The following is a 15101-nucleotide window of genomic DNA, read 5'->3' as shown; positions in this document are numbered from 1 at the left end:
ACGCATATGATCAGTTTTGATTGGGATACAACCTCGATGTCACCAACACAAGTTAAAATTGCAAACTATATTCAAAAAAATACCCAACACGTCTTACTGTCAACGGAAAACGAAATTGCGCTCGCAGTTAACGTCAGCATCGCTTCTGTCTCCCGTTTTTGGCAGGCTGTCGGTTTTCACAATTTCAAAGCATTCAAAAAAAAGATGCAAACAACCTTAGAGGTCTCACCCGCAGGAAAATGGAAGGATCTAATAGATAAAGTAGAAAAACAGTCTTCCCTAAGATTTCATACATTAGAAGCTGCGGTCCACCATTTACATCAAACAATGGAATACGTCTCAAACCACGCTTTTCAAAAAGCTGTCACATTACTTACGGAAGCTAGAAAAGTTTATCTATATAGTCCTGGACCTTCCCAAGGCTTAGCGACATTAATGCACTACCGCATGAGTCGCTTTGACTGTGACATGTCAATTATCCAACAAGGTGGCAGCGAGATTTTTGAAGAAATGATTCATTTTAAAAAAACCGATGTAGTCGTTATCTTTGGCTTTGTCCGCCTCCTTCCTGAAGCAAAAGTAATCTTAGATCATGCCAAAAAGATCGGCTATCATACGATTATTATTACCGATCAAGTCATATCCGATTTTGCTAAGGAAGCTGATGTTGTCTTGTTTGCAAGCCGTGGTGAGGAACACGCTTTTCACTCGATGATTGCACCAACTTTTTTAATAGAGAATCTCATTATTTCAATTGGCATGCAACATACAGATGAAAATATGACAAGATTAGAAGATTTAAGTCACATAAGAAAAAAATATGTAAATGAACTACCTAGGTGAGTAAAAGGCACTAAATATATTAACCTTTTCAACCGATATATGAGTATAAAGGTAATATCAAGAAAAGGGGTTATACAATTGACAGAGATAGAAAAAATGAAGTGGCAAGACCTACTGAAGAAAAACACATTAATGTTTATCGTGATGACGATCACATTAGTAACAGGTTCAATAAATGCATTTTTCGGAAGTGATATGACAACTCTCTTATTTTATATTACAGAAATACTGATCGGGATCATTGCATACGTATTATTACAACGCCTATGGAAAAAGCCTGCAAGCTTACCTTATATATTCATCACGGCATTTTATGGATCGATTTATCTCTTTTTGTATACACAGGGTGGAAGTGCACAAATAATTTTAATCTTATTCTTTCTAACTGTTTTCTCATCGATACAAATGAAACGTAATATATTTTTATATGGCTATGTTTTAGGTTTAGGGATCATCTTTTTCAATTCGATGACAGCAGAAGCGGCTGTTGTAAAAGAATTAGTTAGTTACACCGTCTTGCTTTACTTATTATTTGGCATGATCTTCTTTGTATTGATTCACTTATCGAATCAACAAACCAAGCGCCTAGGCGAAATGTTAGCTGATTCAGAACAATACAATGTTGATAAAGAGAGACAGCGCACAATTATCGAACAAGGCGTAACATCTATTGTTGAAAAGATTTCTGAAGTGAATGAACAACTACAAACAAATGTCATATCACAAAATGAGATGACTATTGCGATCAATGAAATTGCAGTAGGAAGTCAAACTCAATCCGAACAAATTACCGATATTTCAGAGAACACGATTCAAACAAAACAAAGTATTGACCAAGTCCATAGCACATCAGAAATGTTATATAAAGAGTCTATTCAAGCAAGTGGACTAACCGAAAATGGTAAAACGAAAATGGATAGTCTAAACCAAAATAATCAAGCGGTTGAGAACGTGATTAATCAGTTAAACAGTACTTTTGCTGTTTTAACCAAAAAAATCGCCGAAACCAATCAATTTGCTGGCACTATTAAGGATATTACCGAACAAACGAACTTACTAGCATTAAATGCATCAATCGAAGCCGCTCGCGCAGGTGAGGCTGGTAAAGGATTTGCAGTAGTAGCAGAGGAAATTCGTAAACTAGCAGATAACACACAACAAATAACGGAGAAAATCACAGGTAATCTAACGGAACTTAACACGAGCAACCAAGAAGCAATTGAGCAAATGGCACTAAGCCAAGAGAAAATTGCCTATGGCGTTACCTCATCAAATGAAGTAACAAGCTATTTTGAACAAATTGCGACAACAATGAATAAGCTCCACAGTGAATTGAAAAGCTTCTCTACAATGGCCGAAAAAGTGCAAGGCCAATCAAATAAAGTTGAAGGATCAACAAATGATCTTGCAGCCATTATCCAACAAGCATCAGCTAGCTTAGAAGAATTGAGTGCCTCTGTAACAGAACAAACAGACAGCAACAAACAACTAGCAGATATTATGGAAGAGACTGTTAAAGAAGCGCAACAAATTAAAGAGAACTTTTAATAAATGAGGAAAGCAGATTGTAATTACATACAATCTGCTTTTTTTGATTATTATTGTTGTTATAAAAACTATATATTCCGAACTAACTGCCATGTTTATTTTCGCTTCGAGCAGTTGCTTTTCAAAGTTGTTAAAAAAATCCCCCTCCAATGTATTACATAAGTGTATTTCCTAAAACGGATCTTGATAATTACATTTTATTTATTGTGTGTGGGTGCACTCCAGTTACAGACGATCGCTTTCCGCGGGCACGGCTTCAGTTAACTAAGTAAAGCAAAGAACGCTTTACCTAGTGGATCTTCAGACTCGTGCTGTTCCCGCAGGAGTCGTCGTCTTTCACTCCTGTTTGCATTTTTGCAAATAAACTAAATTAAAATAAAAGAACATGTTTATCAAGAAGTATTCTAAGAAACAGATGAACTAAAGAGACTAAAAATGGTATAATAAACAGGAGTTTTTTAACGAAAGGGCGTGTTTATATGGAGGAACAGCAACACTATCAACAAGCACCTGTAACGAATGGAAAAGCCATTGCGTCATTGGTTCTTGGTATCTTATCTATTGTCGTTCCATGGATTGGTTTCATTTTTGGTATTATTGGTATCGTTTTAGCAAGTAAGGCGAAAAAGGAAATTGCAAATTATCAACAAGCTGGTAATGGCATGGCAGTTGCAGGTTTGGTAACTAGCATTGTTGGAACAGCATTCTACGCACTATTAATATTATTACTGATTTTCTTTGGCATTGCTGAAGGCAATAGTATGGTTTAATTTTAAAGAAGCTCTTGAATCATTTAGATTCAAGAGCTTCTTTTTGTTGTACCTAGGTTAGACAAATATAGTGAAAATTACTTCTTCTTATCCACAAACGCACTATCATAATTTGCAAGGCTTTTATATGGATCAATATACTTCTGATTAGATGCCTTCTGCTTTTTCACATTACGAATCTCTGATTTCAATTCAAGAAATAGTCGTTGGGTTTTCTTTAGGATTTCTTGATCAATCGGTATTATTTTCTTACCAATGATCAGTTCCTCTTCCGTATATGGCTTAACTATATCTTTAATAACAAGCTCTCTTTCATTCAATAATAGTTGGACACCAGCAATTATCTCTTCTCTATTTGTTTCTTTAACTGGCTGATCTAATAGTTCTTGTAACTTTATTGTGACGTCATATAAAGTATCCATTCGATTCATTAGATTTGCACACCTTGACCATATTGAGTCTGTCTCGTTTGTTTAATTACTTCTTTCCACGTATCACGAAATTCTTTAACTAAACTGTCAACTTCTTCTAATATCTCAAGATCATTTTGAACATTTGCTTCCATTAACCGTACATTCATATAATCATATAAAGGCATAAATTGGTCTGATATTTCAGTCTTTTGATCTAGCGTTAACATTAATTCTCTAATGATTTTTTGTGCCTTTTGGATATTTATATTTTTCTTTTCAAAATTCTTTTCTTCTATACCTTTTTTAGCTTGTTTAATAAATTTAAGACACCCATTATAGAGCATTAACGTCAATTCACCTGGAGACGCAGTATTAACTGAATTATTTTTATACGCTTGATATTGCTGTTGAGCCATGTAAGTTAAACACTCCTTTTTACCAATTCCATTTACGCACCAAATTGTTCTGACAAATAAGATGATTGTTGATTCATTTTTTGAATCGCTTGCTCCATCGCACTAAATTGACCCCAATAACGATCTTCTGTCATTTTTAATCGGTCTGTAAAATCTGCCATTCGCGTCGTAATATCATCCAATCTTTTTCCTAAGCTATACTGTTGTAGCGTAGATGACGTACTACCAGCCCGATCTTTAATCGTAGACATTGTATTACTAACACTGTCATCCAATCGGTTAATAAGACCTTTATTACCTTCCGTATTATTAGAAAATAGTTTATATACTGCTGTCGAATCATCCTCTAGGGCAGCACGTAATTTATCTTCATCAATAACTAATTTACCGTTATCCTGGTATTCAGTTGACGTTTTAATACCGATATTAGAAAGATGGCCATAGGCTTCATTTCCAGTATCTACTTCTGCATACCAGTTTTGACGCATACTAGATAATCCAGACGTGAGGGTTGAGTCACTTTTTAATAGACCACTTTTTGATTTCTCTTCCCATAATTCTATTTCACTTTCTGACATTTCTTCTTTTTGTTCAACAGTTAATGGTTGATAATCTCTATTTCTTTTTTCAGTAACTTTACCATTCACACTATCAATAAGTTCATTATATTTAGTCACAAAATTTGTTATTTTTTCCATTACTGCATCTGTATTATTATCAACTGATATATTCGCTGCGCCTTCTGTAACATTGTTAAATGTAAAGTTAATACCATTTAAAGTGGTTTTATTTGTTTTTGATTCCATTTCAATTGCACCATTATAAGTGAACTTTGCGTTTGTACCACCTTTTTCAGCATCCGTTAATTTCAGTACATTGGTAAAAAAACCACCTGCAGCTGTATCTGCACTAAAATCAATTTCCGCTCCACCTTCGTTATAATCACCAGTTCCAGTTCGCTCAATAACAACCATATCTGATTGTGTATCGTAAAATGCTCTTACACCATTATCACCATCCGTGATTTTTTTCAATACATCATTTAACGAATCCTCTGCATCAATTTGTATTTCATGTTCTTCCGTACCATTATGATACGTAGTAAATTTTAATGAAGCTGGAATTGTTCCACCCAGTTTCCCTTCTTGACTAGCTAAAGAAGCTGTTGCGTCTATTTTATCAGCTGCATCTGCTGAAATACCCGTTGAACTAACGTTTATGGCACTTGATGCCAACTGTGTGACTTCTACACTATAAGCACCACTTGAAGCACTTGAACTTGCGGTTGCAGTGATCGCATCTGATTGTGTTGAAGTAGTTGACTTCGCATTATACGTACTACTTTTTTTCATGTCTAGCATTAGTGACTCAAATTCAGACATTTGTGTATTTACATCGCGATATGCATCTCTTTGCCATTCCATCCAGATCTTATCTTGCTCCATTTTTTGTAACGGAATTTTTTCAGCTTGCATTAAACTTTCTACTAAACCATCAATATCCATACCGGAAGCAAGACCACCAACCCTTAAAGTACTACCACCTATACTACTAACCATACTAACATCCTCCTTTATATCTTCTCATCGACGATGAAACCCATAAATTCAGCCATTGCCGCGTACACATCAAGCATTTTTTTCGGGGGAATCTCCTTAACAATTTCATTTGTTGAAGAATCTACTACTGTTACATAATACTTATCAAGTTTATCATGCATCTCAAACTTTATTGAAGTATGCATTGGTTCTAAGAAATCATTTAATGCACCAACCATACCCTCTATTTGTTTCTTTTCCTTCTCGACCTCAGTTTGTGCTTTTGCTTGATGTTGTATCTGTGCGGTACTTGTTTTTTTTAGATTATCTTTCTGTATATTTTCAGTAGATCTTTCTCTTGCAGCTGTTGTAAACTCAATGTGGTCTGACCCTTGCAAAAGCTGGGATCCGGAGATTATGCTACCTATACCCATCACTAATGCCAACTCCTCTATTCTGTTTTGTTTTATATCGGCTTGTAAAGAGGAATTATTTAGTTTTTTCACTTTTTTATATGATAATAAGTCAAAGGACTTATAAAATGACATAAAAAAATAGTAAAGCATTGGAAAATTACTACAATATTAAAAACACTGCTACTAATCTTGCTCTAGTAGCAGTGCAGATAATACTTTAGCCTTTTACATCAATATTACTTCCTAAATGCGGATTGACAGACTGTTCCATCATTTTAATTAAACCCTCACTAGAAGCTTCAGAATGTTCCATTGTTTTATTCGCTACACTTAGCGAAACTTGTTGTTGCAAACTAGCTTGACTCATAACTGAAGATAATGCTGCAATATCCATTTGAACACCTCCTTTACCAGAATATAGATCGTCAATTTAAATTCAAATTAGTTTTGATTTGGAGATATCGATAAAACGGGAACTCTCCCACTATAGTCAAAGTAATAGGTGTTACTTTTCGTACTAATATTTTGATTCTTCAATACAATATCACTTCTAACTGTATTATAAACCTTATTACTGAGCTTTGAAACCACATAATCAAAAAGGCCTAAAAAATCTGCTCCTAATCCATGACCCGTTGATTTAAAGATTTTTTGGTCAATATCACTTTGATCTATTTGTTTTAAATTACAATTATTAACTTTTTTACAAAACATTGTCTTCTCATCTAATGTAACTAAAGTATCAGATTCTCCATGGAATGAGTAAATTTCACAATTATTTTCAAAATCTTGATATAACATCAGCAACGATAAAACAGCTGTATCTTTCAATATATTTTTAGCATAATAATCAAACACAGTTGTTGTACCATTTAAAGTTAGATACCTATTTTTTTGAAGATAAGCAGGGAATAACCATGCTGAATTGTCAATGATCATCGAAAAAAGTTTAGGTGCAAATACATTACATAAGTATGCTAAATAGGCACCATGAGAATGTCCGTATATCCATATTCGGTCTGAATTAAATTCAAAGTTATTATCTTTCAATACCTCAGCAACTAATATAACAGCTGTTATATTATCAAGCGCTTGTAACAAACCCATATCATTAAAATTATCTATTGTCTCATTCAATTGATCTAGTTGCATAAATTCCCAACCAAAATAATCACACTGTATAGTTACTAAATTATACTTATCAGCAAATACTGCTCTCATTTTCTTATAAACATTGGAATTGGCTTGCCCACCAAATCCAGGAATAAACAGTAAAAGCCCTGTCTCATCATTAACACCATTATCAGGTTCTGAAAAATAAATTTTTAGGTTTCTCACGCTATTATTATTATATATATTGGGGTGCCCACTGGTATCAAACTGATAACTTTTTGCCATTATATAGCTTCCTTCTTTATCTTATTAAACGTGCTAACATTAAAGTGAATTCTATAATATCAACTCATATTCTAATATATACCATCATAGATATGTATCTTCTTATTCTGTTCTATTTATATTATAACTAGCATTAAATTAATCAAAAATAATTAACTGTCTTAAAGAAATTAATACCTTCATATTTTTTGAAAAACAGATGAAAATAATCACTTATCATTAGCGCTAAAATCAATGTTTCTAACTATCTATGTTATCTTTAAATAACATTAAGAGCTAATTCCCATCTCCCAGCAATGGATATGAGATACAGCAAATAACATTTTTATCCTCCGTAAACGAGTGCAACTGATCAATAAAATTAAAATAATCTCATTTCTAATTAGCTCTAATTACATTCTCCAACATTACTTATTTAAATGTTCAAGTAGTTTTTTCTCGTAATCATCTGCAAATTCAGGGATAGTATTTTCTCGAATAAATTTAATGAATTTATTCTTAATAATTCCTTTTAATTCATCTGTTATAGTAAACTCCAGAAAATCATCTGGAGGATTAGAAATTTGAAATAGATTATACATATTATCAATTTGATCAACATTAGCAAATTCGACGAATCTTCTATGAACCCATTTTTCATTATTTTTATGATTTTGCATCAATTTTAGTTTTTCTTGACTATTTTTATAATCTGTCGATATGTTGATTGTATTTACAAGTAGGCTTGACATTTCATTTAACTTTGAAAGTAAAAATGTTCTCTTTAAATCAAGAGAAGAATTAATAGGGTTTACAATTCTTTCATTTGGTACTGGCACATCAAATACGTCTGATATAACATTCCAAAACAAATCTTCATCAGTCTTTAATATTTCATATGGCAATATTAAAATATTATTAAAATACCTTTTGTAACAATTTACAATATATTCAAGATCTAATGAATGTCTAATAAAAAGAAATTGTTTATCAACAAATTCTTGTGCAGAACCATAACCACCTTCTTTTATAGATTGAACATACATGGATTTTAACCATGAAACAGGATCTCTTATCCCAATTAAGAGATTAGGTGTGGCATGAGCTAATCGACCAAGATTTTGACTTGTAAGATCAATAAATTGTGGGATTTTTTCTTGCAGATGCAGTTGATTCAGATATGCTGTAGAAAATCCTTCATTACTAATCACAGTTTTCTGTTTTTTTTCCTTTGGAATGTCTGTCCTTATATCTAAAATTAAATTAGAATTAAATTGATCTTGTGAAACTAATTTCCTTAAAGAATTTAATAACTTCATATTTCCTTGCCATGATAAGCTATAAGCCTCGTCTTTCATCCAAATACTTTGCATGTATGTAGTTGCAGTTTTCATCATTCCAATGTGTATAAAATCTACACTCATAAGAATATCCATCCTTTTTCTTTTTAAATTTTTTCAGACCTGTAAACATAATGAATTAAATTAAAACAAATCTTTTGACGTTGAGGTTACTAAAATTCGTTCAGTATCAATGTCTCTGGCCGCTTGTAATACGTTTAACGTTACTTTTATGTTCGTATCCACATAAGAATCAGGTGAACAATAACTAAATGGAATCGCAATAAGGGCCGCTAGATGAGTTACCTCATCCATATTTTTAACTGCTTCTCTAACCCAATTAGGATCACGTATAACACCAAAAAAATTTGAATTTCATTTAAAACTTCTTCTGATAGTGTTGTATCTAAACAACCCAATGAATTAATAGAAAAAGACACTAACAGCATACCCTTTTCTCAATAACTCTTCGGTTAGATGTGATACAATGAAACCATCTGCTCCAGTAACTAATACCTTTGACAATATATAACCCCCTTATTTTAATCTCTAATATTAAAATACTACTTAACCTAGAGATCTTTTAATTCATTAAAATACGTAGTAATAAATTTGTAATGTTCTACTATATCTTTAGTCAGATTTCCATGGTGTTTATTAATCATTTTAATTTTTTTAACTATATCATTCTCATATTTAATTTCCGCACTATTTTTCCCTAAAATTTCAAGTTGCACTCTCAACATCGGAGATATAAATAATAAGAAAAAATCATTATTCTTAATATTTTTGAAATTCTTATCTATTTTATTTAAATTCTTTTCAATTTTATCAGGATTTTCTTTTTTTATATAATTTAGTTGAGAAAATAAATTAACAAGATCATCTAATTGTTGTTTTAACGCTATTCTACTCTTATTTATTATTTTTAACTTATCTAGCGTAAAGTCAAGATCGTAATTACTCTCTGCTTCCTTCCAACTAGAATTAACAATAGATCTGGTTATCAATTTATTATTAATAACATCATCTAATTTCATAAATGTTGTTCCATTTATGTTTGCTCCACCTTTTGTAGTATTAATTGTTTCAATATTTTTGTGATTTTGTATATATATTTCTAAATCTGTTTTCATACGTAAAAAACTTTCACTTGTTTCTACATCATTTCCATACACATCTTTTATGATAATTACCTTTTCTTTTTCACGATTGGTTATAGTATTAGAATTATCACCATAATCAATTCCTTCAGCATATCTTTTTGAATTTTGAAAAGCTAAGTTTTGACCTACCAATATAATTCGAGAAAAACCTAATTTAACCATTAGTTGATATGTCACAATTGCTATTGACGGAGCATCAAATAATATTTGATCATCTTCTAATCCACTTAATAATCTAGGGGATATCGTATCTTGATTTGTAAGCATGTGAAACATTAACCCAGAATAATTTTCCAGTGTCTCATAACCTACGGAACTTCCAAAAATAAGTGGGATATCTACTATATGCTTCTCCTTCAACTTTTCGAATACTTTTTGATTTTTCACTGATGGATCAAAGGTGCATGCTGCATCTGGATATATTCCGTATTCAATTAAAGTATTTATAGATGAACCAACAGAAAATATGTAAGCAAGACCATGTTCTTTTATATACTTTAAATTTTTTATTTCACCAGTTAGAGAAGGGCCTGCTGATACAATTATACCAGGTTTATTAATAAAGTATTTATTATTCACATCTTTTAAGATATTCGGTGTTTCAAATGTTTTTGGAAAGTTTTTAATCGTATTAATTGTCCAACGTTTTTGATAGGAAATATTTGTATGTAACCCAGCTCGGCTATTTTTTATAGTAGTTTTGAATTGGTTAATGAACTTTTGGTATTTTTTTTTATAAATTCGTTCATAGCTAGGTAAGGGTATAAACAAAAGATTTTTATTGATAGTCGAAGTTAACTTATTTATAAAAGCTAAATAATCATTTTCAAATTTTTCAACGTAAATAGCATTTAAAAGAGCAGTTGGTAATTTTTCTAATCGTTTAATAGATAAATAATTAGACAGTACTTCCATACTAGGTTCATACATTGTAAATGTTATATTAGGATATCTTTCCATAAAAGCTTCAACATGATAACCCAAGCCTATGCCATAGAAAAAAACATGATCATATTCTTGAATAGACTCCTTATACTGCTCAATAAAACGTTGTGCTTCTTTCTTAGGGTCATATTTACTATGTAAATAAACAACCCCATTAGTTGACAATATTTCCAATGTCGGGTTTCCAGATTTAGAGTCAACTACCTTTACCAAATTATCATTAATTTGTTCTTCAAATTCTAATAAATCTTCTCTTATCCCTGGATAATTTTTTTTTAAAAAAAGGATATTTTCAATTAACATCTTTTCTTTCTCCTTCATTGTCAATAGAGACAGTAAATGCATTTTTTAGCGCTTCTAATGCTGGGAAAATTTCATAATTTAATATATCAGCAATTAAAATTGGGTCATTAGATTTTAAAGCATCTTCTAAACTAGCAAGTTCAGTCCTTATTGTTGTAATGGCTACTAAGTAATCCTCCCAATTTGCTGGACGTTGCTTGGATTGATCAATCGAATTCACTAATTGATCGATCCATTCTAATGCATCCAAAATTTGTTGTAATTTGCTCAATGGTTCCTTAGAAGCCCCTTGATAAAACAAGTCAATTGTTGACTTAATTGCTGGTAGTGCATTTGTTAAATAAGTTTCTCCAGATAAATATGTTTCATTTAGTAACTCTTTTAGTGAAAGCAAAACTACTTCTACCTTCTTAAGATCATCTACATTATCACGTAATTTATCCTCAAATTGCTCATAGACCTCTTCACCATTAATAACTAGATGGCTAAAGTTCTTTTCTGATAGCTTAACTTCGTTTTCTATATAGGAAAGAATATCATGTATTGCTGAAAAATCATTTTTAAATTCAACAGATTTACCTTTTATAAGTAATTGCATTATATAACTCCATTCAGTTAGAAATTTATATACACTTATTATATCGACAAATAACATTAAATTTCAATCAAATTCTCACTTAATTCTTATATAGAAAAGTTTTTTATCAGTTTTCACTTGAATATAATTACTTACTATGAAGATACTGTGAAAAAGTAGGGTAAATAAAAACAAGACCATAAAAGATGGTCTTGTTTATTTATAAATTATTGAAGTAACTGAAGTACGCCTTGTGGTTGCTGGTTAGCTTGAGCCAACATAGATTGTGATGCTTGAGTAAGAATATTATTCTTAGTGAAGTTCATCATCTCTTTAGCCATATCAACGTCACGGATACGTGATTCAGCTGCAGTTAAGTTTTCTTGAGAAGCACCTAAGTTGTTAATAGTGTGCTCGAGACGGTTTTGAACTGCACCTAAAGACGAACGTTGTTTAGATACATTACTAATTGCAGTATCAATAGAAGCTAAAGCAGCATCGAAACTTGCTCCTGAGTCAGCCGAAAAACCTGAAACGTTAAAGTTTGCAGCTCCACCAGAACCAATACCAATTCCAGAAGCACTCATATCACTAACTGAAACTTGCAATTGCTGTCCGGAGTTTGCACCAATCTGGAATGTTATCGATGCAGCACCAGAAATTGAACCATCTAACAGAGTTTTACCGTTGAATGCTGTACGTTCAGAAATACCATCAATTTCATCAACTAATGATTCAATTTCTTCTTGAATTGCTTGTAAATCTTCAGTTTCTTGTGTACCAGTGTTACCTGCTTGTACAGTAAGTTCACGAACACGTTGAAGGATTGAATGCGTTTCAGTTAACGCACCCTCAGCAGTTTGCACTAATGAGATAGCATCCTGTGAGTTTTTAGCTGCCATATCCAAACCACGGATTTGACCACGCATTTTTTCAGAAATTGCAAGACCTGCTGCATCGTCTCCTGCTTTGTTAATACGAAGACCTGAAGATAATTTTTCTAAAGATCCTGCAGTTGCACTTTGGTTACCTGATAGTTGACGGTGTGTATTTAACGCCGCGATATTGTGATTAATTCTCACTTGTAATTCCTCCTTGAGTTTTGGGTTTATTCCACATCCTTGTGGTTGGGTGATTAATTAACACCAAAGCGGCCGCCCTTAGCATTAATTAATCTTACATATATTATATCGGACAGGTATGAGAAATCTTTAATCTTTTTTTAATCTTTTTTTAATAACTTAATTAAATCTGTTGAAATCTGTGATGCTTGATCATTTTCTTCTTGAATATCTAAATATACTTCTTTACGGTGGATGTCAATATGATTAGGCGCTGTTATGCCCAATCGGATTTGATCACCATTAATGCCAACAATTTCAATTTCAATATCGTCGCCTATTTTAATCGCTTCATGCAGCTTTCTTGTCAATACCAACATATTTAGACCTCCTTCACATTTGAGGAGTTGAATGGTGTTTTCGTTAGATGCCTTTTATCATTCGTAATATATTGTTTTGCCCGTCTTTTTGATTGATTAATCACTAATGGCGCTTGTAAATTAACTGTACTTGATTCAAACGGGTCTTTTAAAGAGACAATAGCAAACACAAGGACATCTTTTTTTGAATTAATTTCTAATAGCTCAACTGTGTTGTCGTCTAAATTAAATTCGTACTCCTTAAATAAATGATAAGGGTCGGCAATCACAAAAGCTGTCTGATCTGTCTTTACTGATTGTAAAACTTGAAAAACTGGGTTTTCTAACAAATCTAAGATAATAAATTGACTTTCAGTGGGAAAACCCGGCAAACCATGTTCAAATTCTATGACTTTACTTTCTTCTATATGAACTTGACCAAAATACTTCGTTTCTATTTTCATAGCTCTACCCTTCTTTTATATCGACATCTCAAAATTCAAGCTCTGAAATTTCAAGTTTTCATAATCTATATTCAAATCTGCTTCCTGACTTACACTTGTTTCAACATTACCTGGTTGGTACTGTAAAATTGGCTTGTTAGCTGTGTTTTTTATATACGGTTTATTCACTGTCACATCTATTTGCAAATCAGCCGGTTGATAGTCCGTTTTAACTGCAAATGCAGATGGGATCCAACCAATATTGAATGCTTTTTGTTGTTTATGTCCGTTAGCAATCGCTTGGCTAATAAGTGGGTTGCCATTTTTCTCTATTTCCATCAATTCAGTTCCTTGTCGCGCACGCCTTGCGACACCTTGCATGGCATCTTGACGGCCTGCTCGAGCCGAATCTTTAATTGCAGTCTTTGCACTCTTTAATCCCATATCATTCCATGCTTGTGTCTGGTCAATGGTTAATTTGGATGGCGTTGTATGCATTCGAATATCTGCCGCTGGTTGTTCCATTTGTTGTGTAGCCTTTGGTTGTTGAATACTTTGCTTGGCGTCATTTGTTTGTATTGCTATTAATGCCTGCTGTGATTGTATGCGAATTTGTGGTAACTGCATCTAATCCCTCCTAAACAAATACAAATCGTAGCTAGTAAAAAGGCTTGTCACTCAAGAGCAACAAGTCTTTTTTTTCTTACCTTAAGAAGTCTAATAAAGTTGGTTGAATAACACGTGAACCAGCACTCAACGCAGCTCGATGTACACTTTCCTGGGCAGTTAAATTAATGATTACTTTTTCAATATCCGCATCTTCATTATCAGACATCATGCTTTTTGCTGCTATCTCTTGATTGGCTAACCGGTCCTCAATTAGATCGACGCGATTCATTCGAGCTCCTACATCAGCCCTTTCATTAATAACATTATCTACATGACCATCAATTGTACTAATATAATCATCTAAGTCCTCACCAGTAGTACCTGACTTTAATGCAGTTGAAAGTGCATCAATATCATCAAATAGCTCTTTACTGAAAATATCTTCCCCACTCACATTGACTTTTAGCTTCGTTCCAGTGGATACTTCTATTAAAACGTCATTAGTCGTTTCTGGTGTTGCAGCATCAAATCCTCCAGCAGGCGGCTCTTCAGTTGTATTTGTCCCATTAAACAGATATTTATCATTCACTTTCGTGTTTTTAATCCCCTCAAGTTGAAGTTTTAATTGATCAACTTCTGCTGCAATATTTGCTCGTTCTTCTTCACCGTACGTATCATTACTAGCTTGTACAGTTAATTCTCGTAGTTTTTGCAATGCTTGATTTGTTTCATCTAAAGAGGCGTCGGAGTTATCCAGCCAATTATGAACTTCGCTAACGTTACGCTGATATTGTTCCACATTAGAGACCTCTGATCGGTAACCCATTCCCTTCATCGCAACGACAGGATCTTGGGATGGACGACTGATCTTCTTACCAGTAGAAAGCTGTTCCATATATTTATCTAAGTTACTATAACTATTACTAAGATTTCGAAGCATATTATTGGATAACATATTTTGTGTTACGCGCATCTAC

General features: G+C 32.8%; 19 protein-coding genes. 3 read left to right on the top strand and 16 right to left on the bottom strand.

Features of this window, described 5'->3' with window-relative positions:
• Positions 1 to 6: 6 nt before the first annotated feature.
• From D2K60_RS04500 to D2K60_RS04490, 3 genes are all read left to right on the top strand, one after another.
• Positions 7 to 843: a MurR/RpiR family transcriptional regulator gene (locus tag D2K60_RS04500; protein ID WP_117168777.1), complete on the top strand. Its 837-nt coding sequence runs from the start codon at positions 7 to 9 to the stop codon at positions 841 to 843.
• Between the two features lie 78 nt (positions 844 to 921).
• Positions 922 to 2391 carry a methyl-accepting chemotaxis protein gene (locus D2K60_RS04495; protein WP_162880693.1) on the top strand — a complete coding sequence of 490 codons (1470 nt, stop codon included), beginning with the start codon at positions 922 to 924 and terminating at the stop codon, positions 2389 to 2391.
• A 479-nt stretch (positions 2392 to 2870) separates the two neighbouring features.
• A complete protein-coding gene (locus tag D2K60_RS04490; RefSeq protein ID WP_117168775.1) occupies positions 2871 to 3161 on the top strand; it encodes a DUF4190 domain-containing protein in 291 nt (96 codons plus the stop codon).
• Between the two features lie 77 nt (positions 3162 to 3238).
• Here D2K60_RS04490 and fliT read toward each other — a convergent pair whose 3' ends face one another.
• From fliT to flgL, 16 genes are all read right to left on the bottom strand, one after another.
• Complete coding sequence (gene fliT / locus D2K60_RS04485; protein ID WP_117168774.1) at positions 3239 to 3592, bottom strand: flagellar protein FliT; 354 nt, start codon at positions 3590 to 3592, stop codon at positions 3239 to 3241.
• A complete protein-coding gene (gene fliS, locus D2K60_RS04480; protein WP_117168773.1) occupies positions 3592 to 3990 on the bottom strand; it encodes a flagellar export chaperone FliS in 399 nt (132 codons plus the stop codon). Before fliS ends, fliT begins: the two co-directional genes overlap by 1 nt.
• Positions 3991 to 4022: 32 nt before the next feature.
• Positions 4023 to 5549 carry a flagellar hook-associated protein 2 gene (locus tag D2K60_RS04475; protein ID WP_117168772.1) on the bottom strand — a complete coding sequence of 509 codons (1527 nt, stop codon included), beginning with the start codon at positions 5547 to 5549 and terminating at the stop codon, positions 4023 to 4025.
• Between the two features lie 14 nt (positions 5550 to 5563).
• Complete coding sequence (gene flaG, locus D2K60_RS04470; protein ID WP_117169107.1) at positions 5564 to 5962, bottom strand: flagellar protein FlaG; 399 nt, start codon at positions 5960 to 5962, stop codon at positions 5564 to 5566.
• 199 nt (positions 5963 to 6161) lie between these two features.
• Complete coding sequence (locus tag D2K60_RS04465; protein WP_117168771.1) at positions 6162 to 6338, bottom strand: YjfB family protein; 177 nt, start codon at positions 6336 to 6338, stop codon at positions 6162 to 6164.
• A 47-nt stretch (positions 6339 to 6385) separates the two neighbouring features.
• Positions 6386 to 7342 carry a DUF2920 family protein gene (locus D2K60_RS04460; protein ID WP_117168770.1) on the bottom strand — a complete coding sequence of 319 codons (957 nt, stop codon included), beginning with the start codon at positions 7340 to 7342 and terminating at the stop codon, positions 6386 to 6388.
• Between the two features lie 407 nt (positions 7343 to 7749).
• Complete coding sequence (locus tag D2K60_RS04455; protein WP_117168769.1) at positions 7750 to 8745, bottom strand: hypothetical protein; 996 nt, start codon at positions 8743 to 8745, stop codon at positions 7750 to 7752.
• 60 nt (positions 8746 to 8805) lie between these two features.
• Positions 8806 to 9015 (bottom strand): GDP-mannose 4,6-dehydratase, encoded by a 210-nt coding sequence (locus tag D2K60_RS20860; RefSeq protein WP_275896242.1) that lies wholly within the window; start codon positions 9013 to 9015, stop codon positions 8806 to 8808.
• 69 nt (positions 9016 to 9084) lie between these two features.
• On the bottom strand, positions 9085 to 9186 hold the full coding sequence (locus tag D2K60_RS20855) for an NAD-dependent epimerase/dehydratase family protein (protein ID WP_240335238.1): 102 nt from the start codon (positions 9184 to 9186) through the stop codon (positions 9085 to 9087).
• A gap of 47 nt (positions 9187 to 9233) precedes the next feature.
• Complete coding sequence (locus tag D2K60_RS04445; protein WP_162880692.1) at positions 9234 to 11075, bottom strand: motility associated factor glycosyltransferase family protein; 1842 nt, start codon at positions 11073 to 11075, stop codon at positions 9234 to 9236.
• The gene (locus D2K60_RS04440; RefSeq protein ID WP_117168767.1) at positions 11065 to 11673 is read right to left on the bottom strand and encodes a DUF8042 domain-containing protein; all 609 of its coding nucleotides are present in this window, start codon (positions 11671 to 11673) and stop codon (positions 11065 to 11067) included. The genes D2K60_RS04445 and D2K60_RS04440 overlap by 11 nt, the downstream gene beginning before the upstream one ends.
• Positions 11674 to 11879: 206 nt before the next feature.
• Positions 11880 to 12734 carry a flagellin Hag gene (gene hag / locus D2K60_RS04435; RefSeq protein WP_117168766.1) on the bottom strand — a complete coding sequence of 285 codons (855 nt, stop codon included), beginning with the start codon at positions 12732 to 12734 and terminating at the stop codon, positions 11880 to 11882.
• A 140-nt stretch (positions 12735 to 12874) separates the two neighbouring features.
• Entirely contained in the window at positions 12875 to 13093 is a 219-nt protein-coding gene (gene csrA, locus D2K60_RS04430; protein WP_117168765.1) for a carbon storage regulator CsrA, read from the bottom strand.
• Between the two features lie 2 nt (positions 13094 to 13095).
• Positions 13096 to 13536, bottom strand: a complete 441-nt coding sequence (fliW, locus tag D2K60_RS04425) for a flagellar assembly protein FliW (RefSeq protein ID WP_117168764.1) — start codon at positions 13534 to 13536, stop codon at positions 13096 to 13098.
• 15 nt (positions 13537 to 13551) lie between these two features.
• On the bottom strand, positions 13552 to 14142 hold the full coding sequence (locus D2K60_RS04420) for a DUF6470 family protein (protein WP_117168763.1): 591 nt from the start codon (positions 14140 to 14142) through the stop codon (positions 13552 to 13554).
• 76 nt (positions 14143 to 14218) lie between these two features.
• Positions 14219 to 15097: a flagellar hook-associated protein FlgL gene (flgL, locus tag D2K60_RS04415; protein ID WP_117168762.1), complete on the bottom strand. Its 879-nt coding sequence runs from the start codon at positions 15095 to 15097 to the stop codon at positions 14219 to 14221.
• Positions 15098 to 15101 lie beyond the last annotated feature (4 nt).

The sequence above is a fragment of the Paraliobacillus sediminis genome, assembly GCF_003426055.1.
This window is presented reverse-complemented; position numbering and strand designations above follow the sequence as displayed.